The organism is Kocuria marina, from assembly GCA_014652975.1.
Lineage (GTDB): Bacteria > Actinomycetota > Actinomycetes > Actinomycetales > Micrococcaceae > Kocuria > Kocuria marina.
This window is the reverse complement of record BMZV01000002.1, coordinates 222003-248793: the sequence shown is the minus strand read 5'-3', so window position 1 is coordinate 248793 and position 26791 is coordinate 222003. Positions and strand designations below refer to the sequence as shown.

At 69.8% G+C, this 26791-nt stretch carries 22 protein-coding genes; 5 read left to right on the top strand and 17 right to left on the bottom strand.

What is annotated here, in order from left to right; translation table 11 throughout:
• Positions 1-15 precede the first annotated feature (15 nt).
• From IE157_RS06270 to hisS, 4 genes are all read right to left on the bottom strand, one after another.
• Positions 16-1548, bottom strand: coding sequence for a replication-associated recombination protein A (locus tag IE157_RS06270; protein ID WP_207387827.1), 1533 nt, complete (start codon positions 1546-1548; stop codon positions 16-18).
• 47 nt (positions 1549-1595) lie between these two features.
• Positions 1596-2048 carry a D-aminoacyl-tRNA deacylase gene (gene dtd / locus IE157_RS06265; protein WP_098055907.1) on the bottom strand — a complete coding sequence of 151 codons (453 nt, stop codon included), beginning with the start codon at positions 2046-2048 and terminating at the stop codon, positions 1596-1598.
• A 221-nt stretch (positions 2049-2269) separates the two neighbouring features.
• On the bottom strand, positions 2270-4087 hold the full coding sequence (gene aspS / locus IE157_RS06260; protein WP_064845913.1) for an aspartate--tRNA ligase: 1818 nt from the start codon (positions 4085-4087) through the stop codon (positions 2270-2272).
• Between the two features lie 196 nt (positions 4088-4283).
• A complete protein-coding gene (gene hisS, locus IE157_RS06255; RefSeq protein ID WP_064845898.1) occupies positions 4284-5639 on the bottom strand; it encodes a histidine--tRNA ligase in 1356 nt (451 codons plus the stop codon).
• A gap of 444 nt (positions 5640-6083) precedes the next feature.
• Between hisS and IE157_RS06250 the strand changes: the two genes are divergently transcribed.
• Together IE157_RS06250 and IE157_RS06245 are read left to right on the top strand one after the other, a co-directional pair.
• Positions 6084-7334: a DUF349 domain-containing protein gene (locus IE157_RS06250; protein WP_064845899.1), complete on the top strand. Its 1251-nt coding sequence runs from the start codon at positions 6084-6086 to the stop codon at positions 7332-7334.
• Positions 7335-7561: 227 nt separating this feature from the next.
• Entirely contained in the window at positions 7562-8185 is a 624-nt protein-coding gene (locus IE157_RS06245; protein ID WP_064845900.1) for a type IV toxin-antitoxin system AbiEi family antitoxin, read from the top strand.
• Here the strand turns inward: IE157_RS06245 and IE157_RS06240 are convergent.
• The 13 genes from IE157_RS06240 to IE157_RS06180 all read right to left on the bottom strand — a co-directional run bounded on the left by IE157_RS06240 (position 8175) and on the right by IE157_RS06180 (position 24135).
• Complete coding sequence (locus IE157_RS06240) at positions 8175-10628, bottom strand: RelA/SpoT family protein (RefSeq protein WP_318281354.1); 2454 nt, start codon at positions 10626-10628, stop codon at positions 8175-8177. The two genes, IE157_RS06245 and IE157_RS06240, sit on opposite strands and share 11 nt — an antisense overlap.
• A 262-nt stretch (positions 10629-10890) precedes the next feature.
• Positions 10891-11925, bottom strand: coding sequence for a protein translocase subunit SecF (gene secF / locus IE157_RS06235; RefSeq protein WP_193519460.1), 1035 nt, complete (start codon positions 11923-11925; stop codon positions 10891-10893).
• Positions 11922-13835 carry a protein translocase subunit SecD gene (gene secD, locus IE157_RS06230; RefSeq protein WP_193519459.1) on the bottom strand — a complete coding sequence of 638 codons (1914 nt, stop codon included), beginning with the start codon at positions 13833-13835 and terminating at the stop codon, positions 11922-11924. The genes secF and secD overlap by 4 nt, the downstream gene beginning before the upstream one ends.
• Positions 13836-13933: 98 nt before the next feature.
• Positions 13934-14506 (bottom strand): preprotein translocase subunit YajC, encoded by a 573-nt coding sequence (locus IE157_RS06225; RefSeq protein WP_312917086.1) that lies wholly within the window; start codon positions 14504-14506, stop codon positions 13934-13936.
• Positions 14507-14610: 104 nt separating this feature from the next.
• Positions 14611-15711, bottom strand: a complete 1101-nt coding sequence (gene ruvB, locus IE157_RS06220; protein WP_193519635.1) for a Holliday junction branch migration DNA helicase RuvB — start codon at positions 15709-15711, stop codon at positions 14611-14613.
• A 2-nt stretch (positions 15712-15713) separates the two neighbouring features.
• Positions 15714-16355, bottom strand: coding sequence for a Holliday junction branch migration protein RuvA (gene ruvA / locus IE157_RS06215; RefSeq protein WP_064845905.1), 642 nt, complete (start codon positions 16353-16355; stop codon positions 15714-15716).
• 185 nt (positions 16356-16540) lie between these two features.
• On the bottom strand, positions 16541-17266 hold the full coding sequence (ruvC, locus tag IE157_RS06210) for a crossover junction endodeoxyribonuclease RuvC (protein WP_286737729.1): 726 nt from the start codon (positions 17264-17266) through the stop codon (positions 16541-16543).
• Positions 17267-17270: 4 nt separating this feature from the next.
• Positions 17271-18032: a YebC/PmpR family DNA-binding transcriptional regulator gene (locus IE157_RS06205; RefSeq protein WP_064846326.1), complete on the bottom strand. Its 762-nt coding sequence runs from the start codon at positions 18030-18032 to the stop codon at positions 17271-17273.
• Between the two features lie 86 nt (positions 18033-18118).
• A complete protein-coding gene (locus tag IE157_RS06200; RefSeq protein ID WP_064846327.1) occupies positions 18119-18850 on the bottom strand; it encodes a type 1 glutamine amidotransferase in 732 nt (243 codons plus the stop codon).
• Positions 18851-18859: 9 nt separating this feature from the next.
• A complete protein-coding gene (locus IE157_RS06195) occupies positions 18860-20173 on the bottom strand; it encodes a Mur ligase family protein (protein ID WP_064846328.1) in 1314 nt (437 codons plus the stop codon).
• Between the two features lie 54 nt (positions 20174-20227).
• Positions 20228-20803 carry an HIT family protein gene (locus IE157_RS06190; RefSeq protein ID WP_193519458.1) on the bottom strand — a complete coding sequence of 192 codons (576 nt, stop codon included), beginning with the start codon at positions 20801-20803 and terminating at the stop codon, positions 20228-20230.
• Entirely contained in the window at positions 20800-22932 is a 2133-nt protein-coding gene (thrS, locus tag IE157_RS06185) for a threonine--tRNA ligase (protein ID WP_064846999.1), read from the bottom strand. Before thrS ends, IE157_RS06190 begins: the two co-directional genes overlap by 4 nt.
• Before the next feature lie 321 nt (positions 22933-23253).
• Entirely contained in the window at positions 23254-24135 is an 882-nt protein-coding gene (locus IE157_RS06180; protein ID WP_064846998.1) for a DUF2382 domain-containing protein, read from the bottom strand.
• A gap of 336 nt (positions 24136-24471) precedes the next feature.
• Between IE157_RS06180 and IE157_RS06175 the strand changes: the two genes are divergently transcribed.
• The 3 genes from IE157_RS06175 (at position 24472) to IE157_RS06165 (ending at position 26688) form a co-directional block, all read left to right on the top strand.
• Positions 24472-24963, top strand: a complete 492-nt coding sequence (locus tag IE157_RS06175; protein ID WP_193519457.1) for an NfeD family protein — start codon at positions 24472-24474, stop codon at positions 24961-24963.
• A 50-nt stretch (positions 24964-25013) separates the two neighbouring features.
• Entirely contained in the window at positions 25014-26234 is a 1221-nt protein-coding gene (locus tag IE157_RS06170; RefSeq protein ID WP_193519456.1) for an SPFH domain-containing protein, read from the top strand.
• Positions 26235-26352: 118 nt separating this feature from the next.
• Positions 26353-26688 carry an RNA polymerase-binding protein RbpA gene (locus tag IE157_RS06165; RefSeq protein WP_193519455.1) on the top strand — a complete coding sequence of 112 codons (336 nt, stop codon included), beginning with the start codon at positions 26353-26355 and terminating at the stop codon, positions 26686-26688.
• Positions 26689-26791 lie beyond the last annotated feature (103 nt).

The following is a 26791-nucleotide window of genomic DNA, read 5'->3' as shown; positions in this document are numbered from 1 at the left end:
CGTCGTAGCCGCGCCCTACGGCCGGGTGTCGCCGCGCACGATGTCGCGCAACCGGATCACGCGCTGCGCCAGGTCCCGTTCGTGGCCGTACCCCGTGGGCCGGTAGTAGTCCTTCCCCACGAGCTCGTCCGGCGGGTACTGCTGGGTGGCCACCGCGTTGGGCGTGTCGTGGGCGTAGACATAGCCCGCGCCGTGGCCGAGCTCGTTCGCGCCCGGGTAGTGCGAGTCCCGCAGGTGCGGGGGCACGGGCCCGGCACGTCCGGCGCGGACGTCCGCGATGGCCTCGTCGATGGCCAGGTACGCGGCGTTCGACTTGGGCGCGGTGGCCAGATGTGCGACGGCCTCGGCGAGCGGGATCCGCCCCTCGGGCATCCCGATCAACTGCACGGCCTGGGCGGCCGCGACCGCGGTCTGCAGCGCCGCGGGGTCAGCGAGACCGATGTCTTCCGACGCGCTGATGATCAACCGGCGCGCGATGAACCGGGGGTCCTCCCCGGCCTCGATCATCCGGGCCAGGTAATGCATCGCGGCGTCCACGTCCGAGCCGCGGATCGATTTGATAAACGCGCTCACGACGTCGTAGTGCTGATCGCCCTGCTTGTCGTAGCGCACCGCCGCGCGGTTGACGGCCTCCTGCGCGTGCTCCAGCGTCACGGTCACGACCGATGCATCGGGGGTTTCGCCCGCTGCCCCGGGCTCGGCCGCGCCGTCGTCCGATACCTCGGCTCCCGAACCCTCCGTGCCCGGGCCCTCGGCCCCGGAACGCGCGGCGCCATCGGCGTCGTCGTCCAACGCCGCCGCGTGGGAGAGCGCGACCGCCGCAGCCGCCTCGAGAGACGTGAGCGCCTTGCGCGCGTCTCCCCCGGAGACGTCCAGCAGGTGCTCGCGCGCCTCCGGACTCAGGACGACGGCACCGTCCAGCCCGCGCGGGTCGGTCACCGCGCGGTCGAGCAACTCCCCGATGTCCGGGCGCTCGAGCGGTTGCAGGGTCAGCAGCAGGGAGCGCGAGAGCAGCGGTGCGATCACGGAGAACGAGGGGTTCTCGGTCGTGGCGGCCACGAGGACCACCCACCCGTTCTCGACCCCGGGCAACAGCGCGTCCTGCTGCGCCTTGGTGAACCGGTGGATCTCGTCGAGGAACAGCACCGTGGTCCGCCCGTGCAGGTCGCGCGCGGTCAGCGCCTCGTCCATGACGCGCCGCACGTCCTTGACCCCGGCCGTGACGGCGGACAGCTCCACGAAGGTGGTGTCGTGGCCGCGCGCGATCACGTGCGCGATCGTCGTCTTGCCCGTGCCCGGCGGGCCCCACAGGATGACCGACGACGCCGCGGTCGGTCCCGAGCGCCCAGCGGTCAGTCCGCGCAGGGGCGAGCCGGTGCGCAACAGGTGCTTCTGGCCCACGACCTCGTCCAGGGTGCGGGGGCGCATGCGCACGGCGAGCGGTGCGCGGGAGCGCGCGCGGGACGGGGTCCGATCCCTCGCGTGGGCGGATGGGCCGGACCCGTCCTCGCTCAGGGGATCCGGGACGTCGAACAATGCATCGCTCACGCCTCGACCCTACTGCCCGCCTCGGACACGCACGGGCCGCCGCGGGTTCAGCCGCGACGCGGGCGCTGCAGCTCGTCGCTGTCCACCACGAGGGTCACGGGCCCGTCGTTGACGAGCGAGACCTCCATGTGCGCACCGAACTCCCCGGTTTCCACCGGCAGACCGCGCTCACGTAGCGCCGCCACGAAGGCGTCGAAGAGGGGTTCGCTCACGTCCCCGGGGGCGGCGCGGGACCACGACGGTCGGCGCCCCCTCCGCACGTCCCCGTACAGCGTGAACTGGCTGACCACGAGCACCGGGGCCGAGCGATCCTCGCACGAGGTCTCTCCCGGCAGGATGCGCAGCCCGGCGATCTTGGCCGCGAGCTGCGCGGCGATCTCCGGGGTGTCCGAGTGGGTGACCCCCACGAGTGCGACGAGCCCGGGGCCGGTGATCTCGCCCGTGCCCCGTTCCCCCACGGTGACACTGGCCCGCGACGCCACCTGTAGCACGATTCTCATGACGCCAGTCCATCACACTCGCACCCCGGCACCGTCCCACTGCTGACACGGCCCGTCCCATGGGGAAACGGGTTGCCCCGGGAGTGGAACCGGTCGTCCCGCGAGCGCGGCGGGTCACGCAACCGGACCGCGCACGAAGGCTGCGGGGCCGCCGACCTCGGGGTGACATCCCGGATCGGCGGCCCCGCAGCGAGTAGCAACGGTGTCACGTGTCGATGGCGTTACTTCGCGTCGCCGCCCTTGTCGGCGGAGGCTGCCTCGCGCGGCGCCTCGGCCTTCTTGGGCTCGGGCTTGGCGTCCACGCCGGCTTCCTTGCGCTGCTGCGCCGTGATAGGCGCAGGCGCGGCGGTCAGGGGGTCGTAGCCGTTGCCGGTCTTGGGGAACGCGATGACGTCCCGGATGGACTCGGTGCCCGCGAGCAGCGCGACCACGCGGTCCCAGCCGAAGGCGATGCCGCCGTGCGGGGGCGCGCCGAACTGGAAGGCGTCCAGCAGGAAGCCGAACTTCTCCCGGGCGTCCTCCTCACTGAGCCCCATCACGCGGAACACGCGGTCCTGCACGTCCCGGCGGTGGATGCGGATGGAACCGCCGCCGATCTCGTTGCCGTTGCACACGATGTCGTACGCGTAGGCCAGCGCGGAGCCGGGGTCCGTGTCGAAGGTGTCCATGAACTCGGGCTTGGGGGACGTGAACGCGTGGTGCACGGCCGTCCACGCACCGGAGCCCACGGCAACGTCGCCGGACTCGACCGCCTCGGACGCGGGCTCGAACAGCGGCGCGTCCACGATCCACACGAAGGCCCAGTCATTCTCGTCGATCAGGCCCACGCGGTGGCCGATCTCCACGCGCGCGGCACCGAGCAGCGCGCGGGAGGTCTTGGCCCCGCCCGCGGCGAAGAACACGCAGTCGCCGGGCTTCGCGCCCACGGCCTCCGCGAGTCCGGCCTTCTCCTCCTCCGAGATGTTCTTGGCCACCGGCCCGGCGATCTCGCCGTCCTCCTTGAACAGCACGTAGGCGAGGCCCTTGGCGCCGCGCTGCTTGGCCCACTCCTGCCACGCGTCGAGCTGGCGGCGGGGCTGGGATGCACCGCCTGGCATGACCACGGCACCCACGTACGGGGCCTGGAACACGCGGAACGGGGTGTCCTTGAAGTACTCGGTGAGCTCCGTGAGCTTCAGGTCGAAGCGCAGGTCCGGCTTGTCGGAGCCGTAGTCGGCCATGGCCTGGGCGTAGGTCATGCGCGGGATGGGGGTCGAGACGTCCACGCCGATCAGAGCCCACAGGGACTTCACGATCTGCTCGCCCAGGGCGATGACATCGTCCTCCTCCACGAAGGAGGCCTCAACGTCCAGCTGGGTGAACTCGGGTTGGCGGTCCGCGCGGAAGTCCTCGTCCCGGTAGCAGCGGGCGATCTGGAAGTACTTCTCGATCCCGCCCACCTGCAGCAGCTGTTTGAACAGCTGCGGGGACTGCGGCAGCGCATACCAGGAGCCCGGGGACAGCCGTGCCGGCACCACGAAGTCACGCGCACCCTCGGGAGTGGAACGGGTGAGGGTGGGGGTCTCCACCTCGGTGAAGCCCTGCTCGTGCAGCAGGGTGCGGGCCACCCGGTTGACCTCGGAACGCAGCCGCATGATGCGGGCGGGCTCCGGGCGGCGCAGGTCCAGGTAGCGGTACTTCAGGCGGGCTTCCTCGCCCACCTCCACGTGCTCGTCGATCTGGAACGGCAGGGGTGCCGCGGTGTTGAGCACGGTGAGCTCATCCACCATGACCTCGACCTCACCGGAGGGCAGGTTGGGGTTCTCGTTGCCCTCGGGGCGGCGCTCCACGGTGCCCGTGACCTGCAGGACGTACTCATTGCGCAGCTGGTGGAACTGCTCCTCGTCACGCACCACGACCTGCGCCACGCCGGAGGCGTCACGCAGGTCCACGAACGCCACGCCGCCGTGGTCGCGGCGCCGGCCGACCCAGCCCGCCAGCGTGACGGTCTGTCCAATGTTCTCGACGGTCAACGTGCCGAGTTCATGCGTTCGCAACAAGTGCATTCACCTTTTCAATCAATGGGATGGTCGGGATCGCGGGCCGGCGGAGCGCGTCGCACCGAGTGCCCGCGGAGCCGCACCGGATCGGGCGCCCCGGAGCAGGGCGTGCTCCCGTCCCCGCGAGTCTACAAGCCGACGCCGCGAGCGCACGGCCGTCGCGCGCGGGCACGCCTCTCGGAGGACAGAGCCGGCGTCAGTCGTCCGTGGTGGCCGCGCGCAGCACCGTGGCGTGCAGGTCCTCGGCGGGCGGCTGCCACGATGCGGGGTCCGCGGCCACCTGCTCGCCCGAGCGGATGTCCTTGACCTCGTGGGTCGGGCTCCCGTCCTCGGCCACCGAGGAGAACCACACGAACGGGATGCCGCGGCGCTCGGCGTAGCGGATCTGCTTGCCAAACTTCTGGGCCGTGGCGGCCACCTCGGTCGCGATCCCGCGAGCGCGCAACTGCCCGGCGACGTCCTGCGCGGCGGACCATGATGCGTCGTCGTTCAGGGCCACGAGCACCGCGGAGGGCACCGAACGGGAGGCCTGGGCCATGGAGCGGGACAGGATTCGGGTGACCAACCGGGTCACACCGATCGACAGGCCCACACCGGGGTAAGTCTTCTTCCCGGAGGACGCGAGGGACTCGTAGCGACCGCCCGAGCACACGGAACCGAGCTGTTCGTGACCCACGAGGACCGTCTCGTACACGGTGCCTGTGTAGTAGTCCAGACCGCGGGCGATGGACAGGTCCGCCACGACCTTGCCGGGGGCGCGGCGGGAGGCCTCCCCCACGACCTCGGCGAGTTCGTTCAGGCCTTCGTCCAGCAGGTTGTTGCTCACACCGAGTTCCCGCACGCGCTCCACGAAGGACGTGTCCTCGGTGCGGATCGCCGCGAGGGACAGCGCGGCCTCCGCCTGCTCGGGCGTGGCACCCACCGTGTCCTGGAGATTCCGGGAGACCTGCTCGGCGCCGATCTTCTCGAGCTTGTCGATCTCACGCAGCACCGCGGGGGCGTCCGTGAGACCCACACCGCGGTAGAAACCCTCGGCGAGCTTGCGGTTGTTGACCCGCAGCACGAACGGCGGGATGGGCAGCTCGGACAGCGCCTCGATCATCACGAGCGCGAGCTCCACGTCGTAGCGGAACGCGAGCGTGCCGTCCCCCACCACATCGATGTCCGCCTGGGTGAACTCGCGCGCCCGGCCCTCCTGGGGGCGCTCGCCGCGCCACACCTTCTGGATCTGGTAGCGGCGGAACGGGAACGTGAGGTAGCCACTGTTCTCCACGACGTAGCGGGCGAACGGCACGGTCAGGTCGAAGTGCAGCGCCAGCGCGTCCTCGCGCGAGGAGTCCTCGTCCTGTTGCAGCCGGGAGACCCCGTAGACCTCCTTGTCGATCTCACCCTTGCGCAGCAACTGCTCCACGGTCTCCACCGCGCGCGTCTCGATCGAGGAGAAGCCGTGGAGTTCGAAGGTCCTGCGCAGGGAGTCCAGCACGTGTTGCTCCACGATCCGTTCCTCCGGGAGCCATTCGGGGAAACCGGACAGAGACGTGGTGCGGGCCATGGGTGGGAACTCCTCGGTAGTGGGTCTCGGGCGGTCCGGGGCTCGGCCTGTGCGCCGTGGAAGCCCCGGGTCGCGAGGCGTCGTCGTACGAGCAACCCCCGGAACCGGGGCATGCGCGAGCGCGGACGGTGTCAGCTGCCAGTCTAAGCCGCGCGGCTCGATAGGATGGCCGGTGTCCACCATGGGAAACCCCACCGCGACGCCCGCAGCTGCGGGCAGCACCGGCGGGGTCGTGCAGAAAGAGTTGTAGCGGTGACAGAACGTCCTGAATCCGACGACCGCCGTCCCGTCCCGGGACCGGCCACCCCCGCGGCGTCCGCGCCCAAGCCCGCGGCGCCGTCGACCCCCAAACCCACCCCGAGCGCGGCACCCGCGCCCGCACCGGCGGCGGCTCAGCCACGTCCCGCGGAGGGCACCCACGCCGCGCTCGCCCCGGCCGATTCCGTGGAACGCGCTCGGGCCTTCGGCCGCGCGGACGAGAACGGCACCGTGTACGTGAGCGTGCAGGGCACCGAGTACGCGTGCGGGCAGTTCCCGGACGCCACGCCGGACGAGGCGCTCGCGTACTTCGCACGCAAGTTCGACGACGCCGAGGCGCAGGTCGCGCTGCTTGAACAGCGCATCGCCGCCAAGGCACCCGCCGGTGACATGCGCAAGACCGTGGACCATGTGCGCGAGCAGGTGGACGCGCACACCATGGTGGGCGATCTCACGGATCTCTCCACGCGCCTGGATACCCTCGAGGACGCGATCAAGGTGGCCCTGAACCGCGAACGCGAGGAGACCAAGGCCGCCAAGGCGCAGCAGCTCGCGCACCGCACCGCGATCGTGGAGGCCGCCGAGGAGGTCGCCGCGCAGGATCCCGCCAAGACGCAGTGGAAGCACTCGTCCGCGCGCATGGCGGAGCTGTTCTCGCAGTGGCAGGACCACCAGCGCTCGGGCGGACGCCTGCCCAAATCGGACGAGGACGCCCTGTGGAAACGCTTCCGCAAGGCCCGCACCACGTTCGACCGGCACCGTAAGGCCTTCTTCTCGTCTCTGGACGAGACCAACGCCAAGGCCAAGCGCGTCAAGGAGGGCCTGATCAAGGAGGCCGAGGCGCTGTCCTCGTCCACCGAGTGGGGTGAGACCGCCGGGAAGTACCGGGAGCTCATGGACCGGTGGAAGGAGGCCCCGCGCGCGTCCCGCAAGGAGGACGACGCCTTGTGGGCCCGGTTCCGCGCCGCCCAGGACGCGTTCTTCTCCGCGCGCACCGCCGCGAACGAGCGGATCGATCAGGAGTACGCGGGCAACCTCACGGTCAAGGAGCAACTGCTCGCCGAGGCCAAGCAGATCCTGCCCGTCAAGGACCTCGACGCCGCCAAGAAGCAGCTCGCGTCCGTCCAGCAGCGCTGGGAGGAGGCCGGTAAGGTCCCGCGCGCCCACATGCGCCGCGTGGAGAACGAACTGCGCGCCGTGGAGGACGCCGTGAAGAAGGCCGAGGACGACCGCTGGCGGCGCACCGACCCCGAGACCAAGGCGCGCTCCAACTCCATGCTGTCCCAGCTGGAGAACAAGATCGCCGATCAGCGCGCTGCCCTCGAGGCCGCCCGTGCGGGTGGCAACACCAAGAGGGCCGCGTCCCTCGAGAAGGACCTGGCCACGAGCGAGCAGTGGCTCGCCACGCTGCAGGCCTCGGCATCCGAACTGCGCTGATTTTCTGCCGCTGACTGCAGGAACGCCCCCGTCCCCGGTTTGCCCGGACGGGGGCGTTCCACTGGTTCCCAAGGGCGGGGGCGTTCCTCGCCTCGGCGCGCGATGCGTACGGCACCGGCCCGCGCACCGTGGCGTGGGAGCGCGCCGCAGGTCTCGGTCCACGGGCGTTTCTCCACAATCGGTGCGCTGCCCTGCCCTTCCGGTTCGCCGTGGGGTGGGATGGGTCCATGACCTCCGTGCTCACCGCTCGCGGCACCACCGCGCCCCTCGTCCTGCTCCCGGGCCACCCGTTCAGCCGCGCCGAACTGAGCGCGATGACCGAGGACGGTTTGTTGCGCCGCGAACTGCTCGACGCCTACGTACCCGCGACCACCGCCCCCACGCTCCAGTTGCGAGCCACGGTGGTGAGCAGGGTCGTGCCCGGGCACCTGCAACGGCGGGGTGTGCTGGGGCGGCTCGGAGCCGCGTGGTTCTACCGCTGCGCACCCGAGCCCTCGCCCGTGACGATCCTCGTGGACAAGTCCGCGCGCACGACCACCACGGTGCCGCCGGGCCTCGTGATCCACCAGACGGGGTTCGCGCCGCGGGACCTCGTGGTCCACCACGGCATCACACTGACCACTCCCCTGCGCACCGCCGTGGACCTCGCGATACACGTCACCGGCCCGGCCGGCGACGCCGCTCTGCTCGCCCTACTGAGCGCACCGCGCCTGCACTGCTCACCGCAGCACCTGCTCGCCGAACTCGAGGCCCTGGCAAAGCTGCCGGGGCGCCGGGTCGCGATCGCCCGCGTCCGCAAGCTCGCACGGGCGCTCGAGGCCGGACGCGCGGGCGGACCCGTCAGGAGTTGACCGGGCGGTGTCCCGAGGTGCGGTAGACGTCGTAGACGCCGTCGATCCGGCGCACCTGGTTGAGCACGTGGTCCAGGTAGCGGGTGTCCCCCATCTCGAACGAGAACCGGGAGATCGCCAACCGGGACCGCGAGGTGTGCACCTGGGCCGAGAGGATGTTCACGTGGTTCTCCGACAGCGCCTTGGTCACGTCGTAGAGCAGGGACTTGCGGTCGAGGGCCTCCACCTGGATCTCCACGAGGAACAGGGAGGACTGGGTGGGCGCCCACGAGACGTCCTTGATCCGGTCGTCGTCCTCCGGGATGACCCGCATGTTGGCGCAGTCCTTGCGGTGCACTGAGATCCCGGACCCGCGCGTGACGAAACCCACGATCTCGTCCGGGGGCACAGGGGTGCAGCACCGGGCGATCTTGACGTAGACGTCCGAGGCCCCCTGCACGAGCACACCCGCGTCCAAGACGCCGGGGCGCACGGGATGGGTCACCCGCGTGGTCTCGGCGAGGTCCTCCTCCGTGCCCTCGGCCCCGCCCAGGTGTTGCAACAACTTGTCGACGACCTGGTGGGCGCCCACAGCGTCCGAACCGATGGCTTCGTAGAGCGCCGCCACGTCGCCGCGGTTGAAGTCCTGGGCCACCGCGAGCAGCGCTTCGCTCGTGACCGTGCGCTGCAGCGGGAGCTGGTGTTTGCGCAGCGCCCGGGTGAGCTGGTCCTTGCCCCGCTCGATCGCTTCCTCGCGGCGTTCCTTGGAGAACCACTGCCGGATCTTGGTGCGCGCCCGCGGGGAGCCCACGAACTTGAGCCAGTCCTGGGACGGAGCGGCCTGCTCCGACTTGGACGTGAGGATCTCCACGCGGTCCCCGTGCTGCAGCCGGGAGGACAGCGGGGCGAGCTTGCCGTTGACGCGCGCGCCGATCGTGCGGTTGCCCACCTCGGTGTGCACCGCGTACGCGAAGTCCACCGGCGTGGACCCCGTGGGCAGGGCCATGACCTCGCCCTTGGGCGTGAACACGTACACCTCGGCGGTGTTGATCTGATAGCGCAGCGAGTCCAGGAAGTCCGAGGAGTCCTTGGCCTCCTCCTGCCACGACACCAGGGAGCTGAGCCAGTTCAGCTCACCCTCCTTGGCCTTGGGGGTCGCGGAGTTCGCCTGGTTGACCTTGTCCTTGTACTTCCAGTGCGCGGCCACGCCGTACTCGGCGCGGCGGTGCATCTCGTGGGTGCGGATCTGGATCTCCACGGGACGCCCCGCGGGCCCGATCACCGTGGTGTGCAAGGACTGGTACATATTGAACTTCGGCATGGCGATGTAGTCCTTGAATCGCCCGGGCAGCGGCCGCCACTTGGCATGCAGCACGCCCAACGCCGCGTAGCATTCGCGCACGGAGTTCACGAGCACGCGCGCGGCCTGCAGGTCGTGGATCTCGTCGAAGTCCTTACCCCGCACGATCATCTTCTGGTAGATCGAGTAGTAGTGCTTCGGCCGGCCCGTGATGGTGGCCTCGATGCCGGAGGCGCCCAGCGCCTCGGCGATCTGACCCCGGATCTCCGCGAGGTGACGCTCGCGCTCGGGGGTGCGTTCCCCCACCATGCGCACGATCTCCTCGTAGACCTTGGGGTGCAGGGCCGCGAAGGACAGGTCCTCGAGCTCCCACTTGATCGTGTTCATGCCCAGTCGGTGGGCCAGCGGCGCGAAGATCTCAAGGGTCTCGCGCGCCTTGCGCCCGGAGGACTCGGAGGACACGAAGCGCCACGTCCGGGCGTTGTGCAAACGGTCCGCGAGTTTGATGACCAACACGCGGATGTCCTTGGCCATGGCCACGATCATCTTGCGCACGGTCTCCGCCTGCGCGTTCTCCCCGTATTGGATCTTGTCCAGCTTGGTCACGCCGTCCACGAGCGCGGCGACCTCCTCGCCGAACTCCTCGCGCACCTGCTGGAGAGTGTAGGACGTGTCCTCCACGGTGTCGTGCAGTAGACCGGCCACGAGCGTGGCACCGGTCATCCCGAGTTCCGCGAGGATCGTGGTCACGGCCACCGGGTGGGTGATGTACGGGTCCCCGGACTTGCGCTTTTGTCCCTCGTGGTGGGTGTCCGCGACCGTGAAGGCCCGCTCCAGGACCGAGAGGTCCTCCTCGGGATGCGTGTTCTGCACCGTGCGCAGCAGGGGCACCAGGATGGGCGAGCTCGGGACCGATTCACCGCTGAGCACCGAGAGGGTCGAGCGGGTGCGTTCACTGCGCCCCGGGAAGACCGCCCGCCCGAACACGGGCCGAGAGGCGGGTAGGACGAAATGGGTGCCCCCGAAGTCACCGCGCGCGACACTCGGGCGAGCGGGCGGGGCGGCATTGGGGCGGGACGCCTCTTGAGCGGAGGGCGCGCCGGAGGACGTGACCGCGGAGCCCACGGGTGCCTGGGCACCACCGTTCTCGGACTGGCTGGACATGATCCGTGGCCTCCTCATCGTCGCCGCGACCGCGGGAAGCCGGACATGAGCCCCCGCGGGCTGATGTCCCAGTCTAAGCCCGCGCCGACACGCCGCGGACAACGGTGCGGATGTGCCGCGGACACGGTACGGACGCGCCGCGGACGCAGTGCTCACGTGCCGCGGACGGGGTCCTGAGTGACGTCGCCGCCCGCACCGTTCGGTCACAGCGCTCGTGGCCGGTCACGCCATGCGCGACCGGCCACGAGTGCGAGGTGTCGCGTCAGACCTCGACGGGATCCGCGCTCACCGGAGGGGCCTCGCCCGTGCGGTGCTCGAGCACCCGGCGGGTCTGCTCCCGCACGCCGGCTTCGCGCTCGCGCAACCACGAGTACAGGGGCGCGGCCACGAACAGCGTGGCGAGAGTGCCCACGATGATGCCCACGAACAGGGACAGCGAGAGGTCCTTCAACGTTCCGGCCCCGAGCAGGTACGCACCGATGAACAGGATGGACCCCACGGGGAGGATGCCCACCACGGACGTGTTGATCGAGCGCACGAGCGTCTGGTTCACGGCCAGGTTGACCTGTTCCCCGAACGTGCGTTTCCTGCGTTCCTCCGGGGCGCTGCCGCCCACGAGCCCCGCGGTGTTCTCACGCACCTTGTCGAAGACCACCACGGAGTCGTAGAGCGAGTAGGACAGCACCGTAAGGAAGCCGATCACCGCGGAGGGGGTGATCTCGAAGCCCACCAGGGAGTACACACCCGCGGTGATGACGATCGTGAAGAGCATGGCCGCGATCGCGGCCACGGACATCTTCCACGTGCGGAAGTACAGCGCCATGAGTGCGAGCGCGAGCACCACGAAGATCACGAGCCCCCACAGGGCCTGTCGGGTGACACCCTGGCCCCACGTGGGTCCCACGAAGTTGGAGGTCACCTGGTCCTCGCCCACGCCGTAGGCGTCCTGCAACTTGTTCTTCAGGGTCAGGGTCTGGTCGTCGTCGAGCTGCTGGGTCTGCACCCGCACGGTGCCCGGGGCGATGTTCGTCACGGTCGCCTCGTGGGCACCGGGGGTCTCGGCGACCGCCCGCTCGCCCAGGGAGACGTCCGTGGTGGACACGTCCGAGACCGTGAACTCGGAGCCGCCCGTGAAGTCGATCCCCAGGTTGAACCCGCCCTTGATCACGGGGATCAGCACGGAGATCACCACGAGGGCCAGGCTCACGGCGAGCCACGGTCCCCGCTTCTGGACGAAGGGGTAGGACCTGCGCCCGCTGTGCAGGTCATTGCCGAAACGCGCGAGTCGGTTGCTCATCGCTGGGTCTCCTCGGAATCGGGACGGGCGGTGGCCGCGGTGGAGCCGACGGACGCGTTCCCGTGGGCTCCGGCGGTGGACGACGGCGCTGCGCTCGCCTGCTGTGCTGCGCGGCGTCGGCGTTCGGCGATCGTGAGACCGTCACCGTCCTCGGGGCTGCGCAGCCGACCGGCGCCGCGGTAGAGCGGGACGGCGTCGAGCGCTTCGGGGTCCAGACCGGAGTGCCGCGCGCCGTTGCCGAAGTAGCGCGTGCGTGCGAGCAACACCATGATCGGGTGGGTGAACAGGAACACGACCAGCAGGTCCGCGATCGCGGTGAGACCGAGCGTGAACGCGAAGCCGCGCACATTGCCCACGGCCACGAAGTAGAGCACCACGGCGGCCAACAGGTTCACGGCCTTGGACGCGAGCACCGTCTGGCGCGCGCGTTGCCAGCCGTGGTCCACGGCGGCCGGGATCGTACGCCCGGCGCGGATCTCGTCACGGATGCGTTCGAAGTACACGATGAACGAGTCCGCGGTCTGACCGATCGCCACCACGAGACCCGCGACGCCGGCCAGGGACAGCCGGTAGTTCGCGCCCCACCCCAGCAGGGTGATGGCCAGGTAGGTCACGACACCGGCCACGACGAGCGAGGCGATGGTCACGAGACCCAACCAGCGGTACTGGAACAGCGAGTAGATGCACACGAGCGCCAGACCGATCAGCCCCGCGATGATGCCCATCCGCAACTGGTTACTGCCCAGGGTTGCGGAGATCTGCTGCTCGGAGTCGATCGAGAAGGACACCGGCAACGCACCGTACTTCAACTGCTCGGACAGGAACTTGGCCTCGTCCTCGGTGAAGCTGCCGGTGATCTGCGCACGACCGTCCGTGATCACGGCGTTCATGGTCGGCGCGGAGACCACGGAACCGTCCAGCACGATCGCGAACCGGTTGCGTGCACCGTTCTGTCCACCCTGGCCGAGTCCGTAGAGCCGTTCGGAAAGTTCCTTGAAGGTCTGCGTGCCCTCGTCGTTGAACTGCAGGTTCACGGCGAACCCGCCCGTCGCGTGGCCCTGGGAGTTGGACGCCTGGGCGTAGGACGCCGTGGCGATGTCCGTGCCGGGGATCTCGACGGGGCCCAGGATGAACTTGGCGTTGCTCTGCGGATCGCACGCCACGATCGCCTTGTCCTGCGGCTGGGAGGCGCGCTCCTCCTGGGGCCGCGGCGCGCTGCAGTCGAGCGCCTCGTACCTGACGAAGAGATCCCGCGTGACCCACTTGGGGTCGGACGAGTTCTCGGGCTCACCCTCCGGTTGGGGGATCGACGTGGGGTCGGTGCGCTGGTTCTCCGGGGTGGCCGCGCCGGGGCCCGAGACGATCACGGGACGGAACGCCATCTGCGCGGACGTCTGGATCAGCTCACGCGTCTCGGACGAGGGCACACCGGGCATCGACACCACGATGTTGCGCCCGGACTGCGTGGTGATCTCCGCCTCGGAGACACCCGCACCGTCCACGCGCTGGCGGATGATCTCGACCGCCTGGTCGAGCTGCTCCTGGGAGATGTCCTGACCGGATTTTTCCCCCTGCAGCGTGGGCGAGAGCACCATCTGCGTGCCACCCTCGAGATCCAGCGCCAGTTTGGGCGCCCACCCGGTGCGCTCGGTCGTCACACCGTAGACGAGGACCCCGGCGAGGATCGCGATCACCGCTGCAAGGGCCACCAGGGCCTTGCGCGCTGCCGACGCCCCCGCTCCGGAGCGGGGGCGTCGCTTCGCGGTGCCCGTCCCGTTCCGACCGGACGTGCCGTTCGCCGCTGCGGTCCCGTTCCCGGGGGTCCCCTCCGACGTGCTGGAGGCCCTGGTGCGCCGCCAACGGGACCCGCCACGCGATCCCGGGGTCTGCGCCTTCTTCTCTGCTGCCATTGGTGTCCTTCAACGTGTCCTCGACCGGGGCCGCGGCCCGGTCGACACATGAGAAACGGGCCGAGGTCCTCGGCCCGTGTCCCGGTGGGGGGGGAAAATCAGGTAGTGGGGTTACCGCGATCGTCGCGGTCGCGGGCGTCGCGCCAGGTCCGTTGCGAGGCATCCGGGGCCGCCGCGCCCGGTGTGGTGCCGGGCTGGGTGGCGCCGCGCTGGGTAGTGCCCTGCTCGCCGGCGGCCGTGGAACCGTCCACGGGGTCGACCGGATCCACGCGATGCGCCGAACCGGCCGCCTCGGGGGTACCGGCCTGCACGGACTCCGCCTCGACCACGCCGGGGGCGGCGGTGGCCGCGGACTCGGCGGGCAGCTCGTCCACCACGGTGGTCACGGTCTGGGAGTGCACCGTGACGAGCTGGCCCGGGGAGACCTCCAGGACTGCCTTGTTGTTCTCCCGGTCCATGTCCCGCAGGGTGCCGTAGAGACCGAAGCTCGTCATCACGCGCGTGCCCGGCTCCATGGTGGCCTGCTTGGCCTTCATCTGGGCCTGGGCCTTCTTCTGTCGGCGCATGGGCAGCCACAGCAGCAGGACCATGACCACGAGCATCACGGGCAGGAACCATGCGGTTCCGGCGCCGCCACCGGCAGCGTCCTGGGTCTGAGCGAGGATGGTCACGAAGGATCCGTTCTGTCGAGGTGCACGTACAGCGCGACCGGGCACGACTGCGCAGGGGTGCGAAGGTCCCGGCCGATCCTCCCCAGCTTAGGGGATGGATCTGGTCACGTGCTGGACGGATCCTCCGAGTCCGGTTCGGTGGCGAGCGCGGTTTTCAGCGCCGGGTCCTTGAACGCAGCGTGCTCGGGGACGTCGAGTCCCAGGTGCTCCCACGCCGCGGCCATGGCGATCCGCCCGCGCGGGGTGCGACCGAGCAGGCCCTCGCGGACCAGGAATGGTTCCGCGACGGTCTCGACCGTCTCGGTCTCCTCCCCCACGGCGATCGCCAGGGTGGACAGCCCCACGGGGCCGCCGTTGAACTTGTTCACCAGGGCCGAGAGCACGTTGCGGTCCAGGCGGTCCAGACCCCGGGCGTCCACCTCGTACATGTCGAGTGCGGATCCGGCGGCCCGCGCGTCGATGCGCTCCACGCCGTGCACGAGCGCCCAGTCCCGCACGCGCCGCAGCAGTCGGTTGGCGATACGAGGGGTGCCGCGTGAGCGCGATGCGACCTCCGTGAACGCCTCGCTCGTCATGGTGAGGTCGAGCAGCCCTGCCGAACGGCGCAGCACGAGCTCGAGTTCCTCGACGGAGTAGAACTCCAGGTGACCCGTGAAGCCAAACCGGTCGCGCAGTGGCCCGGGCAGCAGCCCCGCGCGGGTGGTGGCACCCACGAGCGTGAACGGGGGCAGGTCCAGTGGGATGGACGTGGCACCGGCGCCCTTGCCCACCACGATGTCCACGCGGAAGTCCTCCATGGCCATGTACAGCATTTCCTCCGCGGGCCGGGACATCCGGTGGATCTCGTCCAGGAACAGCACCTCCCCGTGGGTCAGGGAGGACAGGATGGCCGCGAGGTCACCGGCGTGCTGGATCGCGGGACCGGACGAGATCCGCAGGGGGACATCCAGCTCCTGCGCGATGATCATGGCCAGGGTCGTCTTGCCGAGGCCCGGGGGCCCGGACAGCAGCACGTGGTCCGCGGTGCGCCCGCGCAGCTTGGAGGCCTCGAGCACGAGGGACAGCTGTGCCCGCACCCGTTTCTGCCCCACGAAGTCGTGCAGGGTCCCCGGGCGCAGGGACGCCTCGAGCTGCTGGTCGTCGTAGTCGCCCTCGGCGCCCACGAGACGTTGTTGGCCCACCGATCCACGTTCCTCCACGGCCATGCTCACCGCCCCCTGGTCCGCGTGTGGGACGTGGCCTTGGCGGTGCCAAGCCAGGACAGCACGGCGCGCAGGATCTCGGCCACGTTGGCGGACTCCGCCAGTTCCGGCTGGGTCTCGAGGGCGTCGTCGATCCCGCGGGCCGCGTCCTTCTCGCTCCAGCCCAGACCCGTGAGAGCGTCCACGACCTGCTCACGCCACACCTGCATGCCGGGCTGTGCGCTCTGCTGCGGCGCGGGGTCCGGCAGGACGAGCTTGTCCGCAAGTTCCAGGACGATGCGCCGCGCGGACTTCGGTCCGATCCCGGGGACGGCCGTGAAGGCCTTGTCGTCGCCGGCGGCGATCGCGCGCCGGGCGTCGTCGGGCCCGAGGACAGAGACCGCGGCGAGCGCGGTGCGCGGGCCCACCCCGGAGACCCCGAGCATGACGGAGAAGATCTCCTTCTCGTCCGCCTGGGCGAAACCGAACAGCACCGGCGCCTCGTCCTTGCGGGCGATGTACGCGGTGTGCAGGTGCGCGGTGGCACCGACCCGCAGCCCGGCGAGCGTGCGGGGGCTCGCGTTGACCTCGATGCCGAAGCCCGAGACCTCCACCACGGCGAGCGTGGCCCCCACGAAGCGCACCTCACCGGTTATCGAGGCGATCACGGTGCCCCTCCCCTCCCACGGCCGCCGGCCGAGAACATCGGTGTGTCCGAACGCGCCGCGACCTGGGGGCAGGACGTGGTGCGCCGTTCGAACACGTGTACGAATTCCTGCCCGTCACTGTACCAAGCGTCGGGGACACCCAGAACGTGTGCTCCTGCTCGTGAGGCGGGCCCGCAACGGGAGGCTCAGGACACCCGGCCGCGCCGCCCGCGGGTACCGGTCGCTGCGCCCGGCGCGCGGGACGCGGCCGTACCGGATGCGCGGGGCGCAGTGGCACCGGGGGCTCGCGACGCGGTCTCGGCGCGTCGCCACGCCTGCTGCGCCGGAGTCAGTGCGGCACCCCGGCGGGTCTGCATCGGGCGCGAACCCGAGTGGGTGGACGTGCGCTCGGCCGCGTTGACACCGGCCATCCCACCGCGCCACCCGTGGCACACGGCCAGGGCCAGCGCGTCGGCGGCGTCCGCGGGCCGCGGCGGGGCGTCCAGGCGCAGGATGCGCACGACCATGCGGTTCACCGATTCCTTGTCCGCGGAGCCGTCCCCGGTGACCGCGGCCTTGACCTCGGACGGGGTGTGCCACGCGACCGGGATGCCCCGCACCGCGGCCGCGGCGATCACGACGCCCGTGGCCTGGGCCGTGCCCACGACCGTGGGAGCGTTGTTCTGCGCGAACACGCGTTCCACGGCCACGACGTCCGGGCGGAAGCGGTCCATGAGTTCCTCGGCGGCCCGCATGATCGACAGCACGCGGTGTTCGAGGGCCTCGTGCGCGCGCGTCCCGCTCACCTGGACGTGCACGAACGTTCCGGTTCGCTGCGCGGACATGTCCACCACGGCGAAACCGCACCGGGTGAGACCGGGGTCCACCGCGAGCACGCGCTGTTGGGACTGCCGGGCCACCACGGGACTCACGGAATTACTCGTCGTCCTCGAGCACGGCCATGACCTCGGCCGGGATGTTGGCGTTCGAGTAGACGTTCTGCACGTCGTCGAGCTCCTCGACCGCGTCCGCGAGCTTGAGGAACTTGCGAGCGCCCTCGGCGTCCAGGTCCACCTTCATGGTGGGGCGGAACTGGGGGTCGTCGTTGTTGTACTCGAGACCGGCCTCGTCCAGGGCGGTGCGGATCGCGGGCAGGTCGGTCGCCTCGCTGACCACCTCGAAGTCGTCGGACTCGTCGAGCACTTCCTCGGCGCCGGCGTCGAGCACGGCCATCAGGACGTCGTCCTCGGTGAGACCGTCCGTCTTGGCGACCTCCACCACGCCCTTGCGCTCGAACAGGTACGCCACGGAACCGGAGTCCGCCATGGTGCCGCCGTGGCGGGTCACGGCCACGCGCACCTCGGAGGCCGCGCGGTTCTTGTTGTCCGTGAGGCACTCGATGTACAGCGCGGTGCCTTGCGGGCCGCGGGCCTCATAGAGGATCTCGGTGTAGTCGATCGTCTCGCCCGTGAGCCCGGCGCCGCGCTTGATCGCGCGGTCGATGTTGTCGTTGGGCACCGAGTTCTTCTTGGCCTTGGAGACCGCGAGTTCGAGTGCGGGGTTACCCGAGGTGTCCGCGCCGCCCATGCGGGCCGCGACCTCGATCCCCTTGATGTACTTGGCGAACGCCTTGGCGCGCTTGGCGTCAATCGCCGCCTTCTTGTGCTTGGTCGTGGCCCACTTGGAGTGACCTGACATGAATGACCTCCTCGAAAGAATGCGTCCGGCCCCTGCGGACCGGACACGGATCGACCTCCATGATAACGAGCGCGGGGCGGGGCCCGTCAGCGCGGGCGCGACGCGGCGACGTCGCGGGCGCGCTGGGCGAGCGTGTCGTCGAGTTCCCCCTCCGGCAGGGTCTCGCCGCGCAGCTCGAGCGCCGCCGCGAGCAGGAAGTCCGCGACGCGCGGGTTCTTGGGCAGCAGCGACCCATGCAGGTAGCTGCCCAGCACGTTCGCGGTGCGCGCACCCTCCGTGGCGTCCTGCCCGTTGTTGCCGGCCCCCGAGACGACACTCGCGAGGGGCTGTTGCCCGGCGCCCAGGTGGGTGAGCCCCGAGTGGTTCTCGTAGCCGACGATCGTGCCCAGGTCCGCGGACTCGGTCACGATGTTGCCGATCAGCCGTTCCGGACCGGCCACCGTCTCGAGGTCGAAGATCCCGATCCCGGACAGTGTCTCCCCGGTCCCCGTGCGGAAACTGTGCCCGAAGAGCTGGTAGAGCCCGCAGATCGCGAGCATGGGCACGCCTCGGGCCACGGCCTCGTGCAGTCGCGGTGCCACCACGGCGAGGTCGTCGGCCACGCGGAACTGTCCCGAGTCCTGTCCTCCGCCGCCCACGAAGAGGTCGGCGTTCTCGGGCCACGGGTCGCCGGGGTTGTAGTCCACGATCTCGGTCTCGAGGCCGCGGCGTTCGGCGCGGCGCTTGAGCGTGAGTGTGTTGCCCCAGTCGCCGTAGATGTTCATGTCCCGGGGGTAGAGCTGCACGATGCGCAGCGCCCCGGCGGTGTCGTGTGCCACGGTGTCCTCCTAGATGGCCGCCACGTGCGTCATGTCGCCCAGGATCCTGCGCAGGGAGAGCATGGCCGTGTACGTGCAGAAGATTCTCATGGGGCGCTCCCCCGAGTCCGCGATGAACCGGCGTAACGCGTCCTCGAGGTCCGGTTCCACCGTGGCCACGCGCACGAGGTCGTAGTCCAGGCGCAGCGCCATGTCCCACGCGCGCACGCCCGAGACCATGTCCACGCCGCCGTCGCGCAGCGCGTCGAAGTCCACGTCCCACAGCCACGAGACGTCCCGGCCGTCCGCGTACTGGTCGTTGATCGCGATCATCGTGGCGTAGTCCTGCGCGGAGGCCGAGGCCAGGGAGAGCCGGAAGCCCGCGGGGTTCTTCACGAGCAGCAACTGCAGGGGCTTGTCCTGGACCGTGATGGTCTCCCCGCGACCGAACGCCGGGGTGACCTCCCCCAGTTCGGCCACCAGGGAGGGGACGTCCGCGGCGTCGCCGAGCACCTGCAAGCTCGTGGCGAGGGCGGCCGCGGCGTTGTACTGGTTGTAGACGCCGTACAGGTCCACCGTGGCGTCGTGCTTGCGCCCGCGCACGTCGAGTTCCACGCTGCGCGCGTTCACGGCCTCGAGCACGACGTCGGCGTCGGGCCGACGCGCGGACGGCACGTCCGAGTCCTGGGCGCCGGGGTCCACCTGCCGTAGCCCGTCACGCATGTCGTCGTCGGACGGGAACATGGGGCGCAGTGCGTCCGAGAGCCCGAACCAGCTCACGGCGGTGTCCTCGGTCACGTCCTGGGCGAGGCTCGCGATCCGAGGGTCCTCGCGGTTGAGCACGATCGTGCCCGTGGTGGCGCGCGCGACCTGGCTCAGCATCCGGCGCGTGGTGTCGATCTCCCCGAACCGGTCGAGCTGGTCCCGCATCACATTGAGCAACAGCGAGATCCGGGGCCGGACTTGCTTCACGAAGTGCACCGCGTGGGCCTCGTCCAGCTCAAGCACCGCGACGTCCGCCACGAGCCGACCGAACGCGTCCATCTCCGCGAGCAGGGACGCCGCGACACCGCGCACGAAGTTGGAGCCCGTGCGATTGGTGAACACGCGCAGTCCTTGTGAACGCAACAACTGGACGGTCATCTTGGTCGTGGTGGTCTTGCCGTTGGTGCCGCTGATCACCACCACGCCGAGTGGCAGCTTGGCGAGCTCCTCCGCGACGAACCCGGGGTGCAGTTTCTCCATGACCAGGCCGGGGAAGGCGGAGCCACCGCCGCGCAGGCTCGACGCCCAGCGCACCCCCTGGCCGAGGACACGTACGAGTGGTCGGGACATGGTCTCCATCCTAGTGAGCGGGCGGATTCGCCCGGCGGGGCGGTCCGGGGCCCGCGGGGGGGGTCAGTCCCGGGGCCACGCGCGGGCGATGTCCTCGCGCGTGGCCGCCAGGGTCTGAATGAGGGGTTTGGTGTGGGCGACGACGGGCATGAAGTTCGCGTCCCCCGTCCAGCGCGGGACCACGTGTTGGTGCAGGTGCTCGGACAGCGAACCGCCGGCGGCCTGGCCCAGGTTGAGTCCCACATTGAACGCCGCGGGGCTGGCGACGTCCCGGATCACGAGGACCACGGTGCGGGTCAGCGTGTTGAGCTCCCACAGTTCGTCGTCCGTGAGCTCCGTGAGCTCCGCCACGTGGCGGTACGGGCACACGAGTACGTGGCCCGGGTTGTACGGGAAGAGGTTGAGCACCGCGAAGCAGTGCTCCCCGCGGTGGACGATCAGCGCGTCCTCGTCCGAGCGGCCCGGCGCGGTGCAGAACGGGCAGCCCGGAGGCTGCTCCCCGGACGTCTCCTCCCCGCGCACGTACGCCAACCGGTGCGGGGTCCACAGCCGTTGGAAACCGTCCGGGTCGCCGGGCAGTTCGAACTCGTCCCGGCTCACGCCCTCCCCGTCCGACGCCGCGGCGTCCGGGGCACTCACGACTGTCCCGACGCCGCGTCACCCGCCGCGGTGTCGGCCGCGACGGCGCCGTCCCCTGCGGCCGGGGCCTCCGGGGTGTCCTGCGCGGGCGCCGTGGGGTCCGCGTTCTGACGCCGATCGATGTGGCCCGTGATCAGTTCCACCGCGTCCTGCTGGGACACTCCGTTGTACTGCGAGCCATCGCGGAAGCGGAACGAGACGGTACCGGCCTCGGCGTCGTCGCCCCCGGCGATCACGACGAACGGGATCTTGTCCTTGGAGGCCGTGCGGATCTTCTTGGGGAACCGGTCCGAGGACGTGTCCACCTCCACACGTACGCCGCGTTCGCGCAAGGCCTGAGCGAACTCGTCGAGGTAGTCGTCGAAGGCGTCCGCCACGGGGATCGCCCGGACCTGGGTGGGCGATAGCCACACCGGGAACGCCCCCGCGTAGTGCTCGGTGAGCACGCCCATGAACCGCTCCACGGACCCGAACAGGGCCCGGTGGATCATCACGGGCCGGCGCCGGGTGCCGTCCGACGCCTGGTACTCGAGGTCGAAGCGCTCGGGGAGGTTGAAGTCGAGCTGGATCGTGGACATCTGCCACGTGCGCCCGATCGCGTCCCGCGCCTGCACGGAGATCTTCGGACCGTAGAACGCCGCTCCCCCGGGATCCGGTACGAGCTGCAGACCGGAGTCCTGGGCGACCTCCTGCAGGGTGCGGGTGGCCTCGTCCCAGATCTCGTCCGAACCCACGAATTTCTCCGGGTCCTTGGTGGACAGTTCCAGGTAGAAGTCGTCCAGACCGTAGTCCTTGAGCAGGGACAGCACGAAGTTCAGGGTGCTGGTCAGCTCGTCCTTCATCTGCTCACGCGTGCAGTAGATGTGGGCGTCGTCCTGCGTCATCCCACGCACACGCGTGAGGCCGTGGATCACACCGGACTTCTCGTAGCGGTAGACCGCACCGAACTCGAACAACCGCAGCGGCAGTTCCCGGTAGGAACGGCCCCGGGAGCGGTAGATCAGGTTGTGCATGGGGCAGTTCATGGGCTTGAGGTAGTAGTCCTGGCCCGGTTTGGTCAGCTCACCCGTGGCCGGGTCGCGCTCCTCGTCCACGTGCATGGGAGGGAACATACCGTCCCGGTACCAGTCCAGGTGACCCGAGACCTCGTAGAGATGACCCTTGGTGATGTGGGGCGTGTAGACGAACTCGTACCCGGCCTGGGCGTGGCGCTCGCGGGAGTAGTCCTCCATCTCCTTGCGGATGATCCCGCCCTTGGGGTGGAACACGGGCAGCCCGGAGCCCAGTTCGTCCGGGAAGGAGAACAGGTCCAGTTCCACACCCAGCTTGCGGTGGTCGCGGCGCTCGGCCTCTGCCAATCGTTCCTTGTACTCGCGCAGTTCGTCCTTGGTGGGCCATGCCGTGCCGTAGATCCGCTGCAGCTGCTTGTTCTTCTCGCTCCCGCGCCAGTACGCGGCGGCCGAACGCATCAGCGCGTAGCCGTTGCCGATGTGCTTGGTGTCCGGCAGGTGCGGGCCGCGGCACAGGTCTCGCCACACCACGTCCCCGCTCTTACGGTCCAGGTTGTCGTAGATCGTGAGGTCACCGGCGGCCACCTCCACCGAGGCGCCCTCCGCGGACTCGTCCATGGCACCGGAGCCGGGACCGCCGGCCAGGTCGATGAGTTCGAGCTTGTACGGCTCGTCCGCCATCTCCGCCCGGGCATCGTCCTCGCTCACGCTGCGCCGGCGGAAGATCTGGTTCTTGTTCACGATCTTGAGCATCGACTTCTCGAGCTTCTTCAGATCGTCCGGGGTGAACGGCTCCTCGACGTCGAAGTCGAAGTAGAACCCGTCCGTGATGTAGGGCCCGATCCCCAGTTTCGCGTCCGGGCGCAGCTCCTGCACGGCCTGGGCCATCACGTGGGCCGTGGAGTGGCGCAGCACCTCGAGGCCCTCGGGGTCACCGATCAGCACGCGCTCCACGGTGTCCCCGTCCCGCAGCTCGGTCGCGAGGTCCTTGAGCTCACCGTTGACGTGCGCCACCACGACGTCGCGCTGCTCGCTGTACAGCTCCGCGGCCGTGGTGCCCTGGTCCACGGTGCGTGACTCGCCGTCCACCGTCAACCGCAGGGAAGGGGCATCCGTCATGGTGTTTCTCCTCGTCAGATCTTGGGTGCGCCCGCCCGTACCGGGGGCGGGCCGTCGTGCAGGACTCGCGCGCTGGACGCGCCGACGACCTCATTGATGCTACCGCCCCGGCCCCGCCGCCACGAAGACGGGCACGACGCCGCTGCGGGGCCGCGTCCGTGCGGACCGCACCTCTCCGACCGAGCCGGCCGCCTCCACGACAGCGCGGTGCGCGGACGCGGGCGTGCCCCGGCGCGGTTGTACCCGGACATGGCTGTACCCCGGGCCGGAACCCGGGGTACAACCGTCAGTGCTCACACGGCGTCAGCCGCGCGCCGCGGATCAGCGGCGGGGAGCCTCGCCGTCACGGCCGAGGTCACCACGATCGACGTCGGTCTCGACATCGACCTGTTCCTTGCGGACGTCGGCCTCGACGCGCTGGGTCTCCTGGACGGTCTGCTTGTTCAGCCCGACCTCTTCCACGGCCACGGCTTCCTTCTGGACAACGGGACGCTCCTCGTGCAGGGTCACGTCCACCTCTTCCTCACCAATGGTGCCGTTGTCCACGCGAGCGTTCGTGTCGTTGATCGGCGTGCGCTCGACGGTGACCTCTTCGCGCTCGACAGGGACGTCCACGGTCTCGTGGTCGGTCACGACGTACTTGCGCAGGCGGGCGTGGCCGGCCTCGCGCTCCTGCGTGCCCACGTTGAGGCGCTCCTCGTGGCGGACCACGGAGGCCTCGTCACCGGCGGTCGCGGCGACGTCGCGGCGGTCCTGGTCCACGGCATCGCGGTCACGGTCGGCGACATCGCGGTCGGCGACGCCGCGGTCGGCGGCTGCGGTGCCGGCGACACCCGCGGTACCAGCGGCAGCGGTGGTGCGATCACGATCGGTGCCCGCGGTACGGTCGTCGTTGTAGTTCAGCTCGTAGTAGCGGTACAGCTCCTCTTCCTCGGCCGGGGAGAGGTGCTGGTCGGCGTCGACCTTCGGAGCGTCCTTGATGACGTCCTTGGTGTAGGGCAGGACCACACGGTCGCCGTCCTGACGAGCGCCCTTCACAGGAACGAAGTTCTCCTTGGCGCCGAACAGACCGGTGTTGACGGTCAGGAACGTCGGCTCGCCCGAGTTGTCGTCCAGGAAGACCTGCTCGACCTTGCCGATCTTGTCACCGTCGGAACCGTAGGCCGTGCTGGACAGAATTGCATTCACGTCGAACGTGGTCATCGCATTAACTCCTCAGTAAGTCTCTGCTGCCGGCGCACGGTTTGTGCGCCGTAGGCCGCCGCACCCGCAATGGGTGTGTGGTCTGGCTTCGTGACCCATATTACGACCCACATAGTGACGCGCCACTGATTTCCCGCACGTTTCTCTCACGGGGAAACCGGCGCGCCGTTGCCGCGGGAGCGCCGCGGCATGTGATTACCAGCGGCACTGGCGTGGGGCCTGCGGGATCACGTCGGTGTCGTAGGGCACAATGGGCTGGACCACGTGAGATGGACCCCCGGGCTCGCACCGGGGCATCCGAGAACCGATGACACCGGACGAGGACGGAGCCGCACCGTGTGGGACGCACTGGTCAACAATCCCTGGATCCTGTGGCTGATCGTGATGCTGGTGCTCGCAGCCATCGAGATGCTCACTCTGGACTTCCTCTTTCTCATGATGTCGCTCGCCGCCCTGGTCACCGCCGGCGTGAGCCTGGTCGTGGACAGTTTCGCCGCGCAGGTGGTGATGTTCGCGCTGGTGTCGGTGCTGCTGATCTTCTTGATCCGCCCGATCGCCCTGCGACGTCTCAACAGGTCCACGCCCACGACCCGCTCCAACACCGATCGCCTCATCGGGCTGCGGTGCATGGCGCTGGAGCCCGTGAGCCAGCACAGCGGCCTGGTGCGCCTGGAGGGGGACATCTGGACCGCCCGCACCGCCACGGCCGCCGCCCTGCCCGCGGGTAGCACCGCCTACGTCCACCGCATCGAGGGGGCCACCGTGGTCGTCGCGGACGTGGCCCCGGTGCCCACGCAGACCAACCCCGGGCGCGGCGTCCGACCCTGACCCCGGACGAGCGCCCCGGCGCACCGCCGAACCCCCACCGAAAGGACCCCATGTCCATCGTCATCATCGTCCTGTTGACCGTGGTGGTGCTCGCCGCGGTCATCGCCCTTATCAAAGCGGTGCGGATCGTCCCGCAGTCGCGCGCGGGCATCGTGGAGCGGCTGGGCAAGTACCAGTCCACCCTCAATCCCGGGCTGCACTTCCTCATCCCCTTCATCGACCGGTTGCTGCCCCTGATCGACCTGCGCGAACAGGTCGTGCCGTTCCCCGCCCAGTCCGTGATCACCGAGGACAACCTGGTCGTGGGCATCGACACCGTGGTCTACTTCCAGGTCACTGATCCCCGCGCCGCCACGTACGAGATCACCAATTACATCCAGGCCGTGGACGAGCTCACGAGCGCCACGCTGCGTAACGTGGTGGGTGGGTTGAACCTCGAGGAGACCTTGACCTCCCGCGACAAGATCAACGCGGAGCTGCGCGGCGTACTGGATTCCACGACCGGGCGCTGGGGCATCCGGATCTCCCGCGTGGACATCAAGGAGATCACTCCCCCGCCGTCCATCCAGGACTCCATGGAGAAGCAGATGCGCGCCGAGCGTGACCGCCGCGCCGCGATCCTCACCGCCGAGGGCGAGAAGCAGTCCCAGATCCTCACCGCCGAGGGTGAACGTCAGGCCGCCGTGCTCTCCGCGGAGGGTGACGCGAAGGCCGCGATCCTGCGCGCGGACGGTGAGGCGCAGGCCATCTCCAAGGTATTCGACTCGATCCACCGCGCCCGCCCCACCCAGAAGCTGTTGGCGTACCAGTACATCCAGACCCTGCCCAAGGTCGCCGAGGGCACGGCCAACAAGGTGTGGATGATCCCCGCCGAGCTGAGCACCGCGCTGCGCGGTGTGGGTTCCTACCTCAACCCCGGCGCGTCGGACGGCCCCGAGGACGACAAGTACGAGGACGAGGCCCCCGTGGCACCGGACCTACCGGAGAGCGCCCCCATCGTGGAGCACGAGACCGTCAAGGTCACCGAGAAGGACCTGGAACCGGACCTCACCTTGACGGACCCGAGCGAGTTCGAGATGCCGGATTCGCCCTACACGTCCCCGATCGCCCAGGAGGCCGCCGATCCCCACGTGGACGAGGTCAACCTGCCGGTCACGGACTCGGAACCCACGACCGCCGGCACCACCGGGACGGATGCCGAGTCCGGCTCGTTGCCCCGGCGCGCCCGCCCGGAGGCCCCCGAGACCGGCCCGGGGAATGAATCCCGCTGACTCCCCGTTACGCTGGAGAACGAAGGGTGGGCCCGCGAGGACGGAACGCCGGGTGTGAACGCACCGCAGCGTCGTCGTCCCGCGGCCCACGAGAACGTACGTCGGGAAGGATCGTCGCGTGAGTGATCGCAGCCTACGAGGGATGCGCCTGGGCTCCCAGTCCATGGAAACCGAGGCCGGGGTGGAGCCCGCGCCGCGTCAGCGCGTGGAATACCGCACCGCGGACGGCGAGTCCGTGTCCGTGATGTTCGCGGCGGAGGCGGAGATCCCCCCGGTGTGGACCACCAAGACCGGCCAGGAAGCCATCCTGGTCAACGGTGAGAAGCCCGAGAACCCCAACGAGAAGCACCAGCGCTCCCACTGGGACATGCTCCTGGAGCGGCGCAGCATGGAAGAACTCGAGCAGACCCTCGAGCAGCGGCTGGCGTTCTACAAGGAGCATCACGCCCTCTGATTCCCCCGGGCGGTCGGTGATCGACCGCCGACACACCGACGGAACGACCCCCGCCCGATGGGCGGGGGTCGTTCCGTCGGACGAACAGCAGGTGCGCGCGAGC

Bases quoted from the DNA above. Each gene is read 5' to 3' on its own strand.
- IE157_RS06180 (WP_064846998.1), bottom strand. From the start codon at position 24,135: ATGACCACGTTCGACGTGAATGCAATTCTGTCCAGCACGGCCTACGGT.
- IE157_RS06240 (WP_318281354.1), bottom strand. From the start codon at position 10,628: ATGTCCAGCCAGTCCGAGAACGGTGGTGCCCAGGCACCCGTGGGCTCC.
- ruvB (WP_193519635.1), bottom strand. From the start codon at position 15,711: ATGGCCGTGGAGGAACGTGGATCGGTGGGCCAACAACGTCTCGTGGGC.
- hisS (WP_064845898.1), bottom strand. From the start codon at position 5,639: ATGGCCCGCACCACGTCTCTGTCCGGTTTCCCCGAATGGCTCCCGGAG.
- secF (WP_193519460.1), bottom strand. From the start codon at position 11,925: ATGAGCAACCGACTCGCGCGTTTCGGCAATGACCTGCACAGCGGGCGC.
- IE157_RS06195 (WP_064846328.1), bottom strand. From the start codon at position 20,173: ATGGAGACCATGTCCCGACCACTCGTACGTGTCCTCGGCCAGGGGGTG.
- IE157_RS06170 (WP_193519456.1), top strand. From the start codon at position 25,014: ATGTCCATCGTCATCATCGTCCTGTTGACCGTGGTGGTGCTCGCCGCG.
- IE157_RS06205 (WP_064846326.1), bottom strand. From the start codon at position 18,032: ATGTCAGGTCACTCCAAGTGGGCCACGACCAAGCACAAGAAGGCGGCG.
- IE157_RS06245 (WP_064845900.1), top strand. From the start codon at position 7,562: ATGACCTCCGTGCTCACCGCTCGCGGCACCACCGCGCCCCTCGTCCTG.
- dtd (WP_098055907.1), bottom strand. From the start codon at position 2,048: ATGAGAATCGTGCTACAGGTGGCGTCGCGGGCCAGTGTCACCGTGGGG.
- thrS (WP_064846999.1), bottom strand. From the start codon at position 22,932: ATGACGGATGCCCCTTCCCTGCGGTTGACGGTGGACGGCGAGTCACGC.
- secD (WP_193519459.1), bottom strand. From the start codon at position 13,835: ATGGCAGCAGAGAAGAAGGCGCAGACCCCGGGATCGCGTGGCGGGTCC.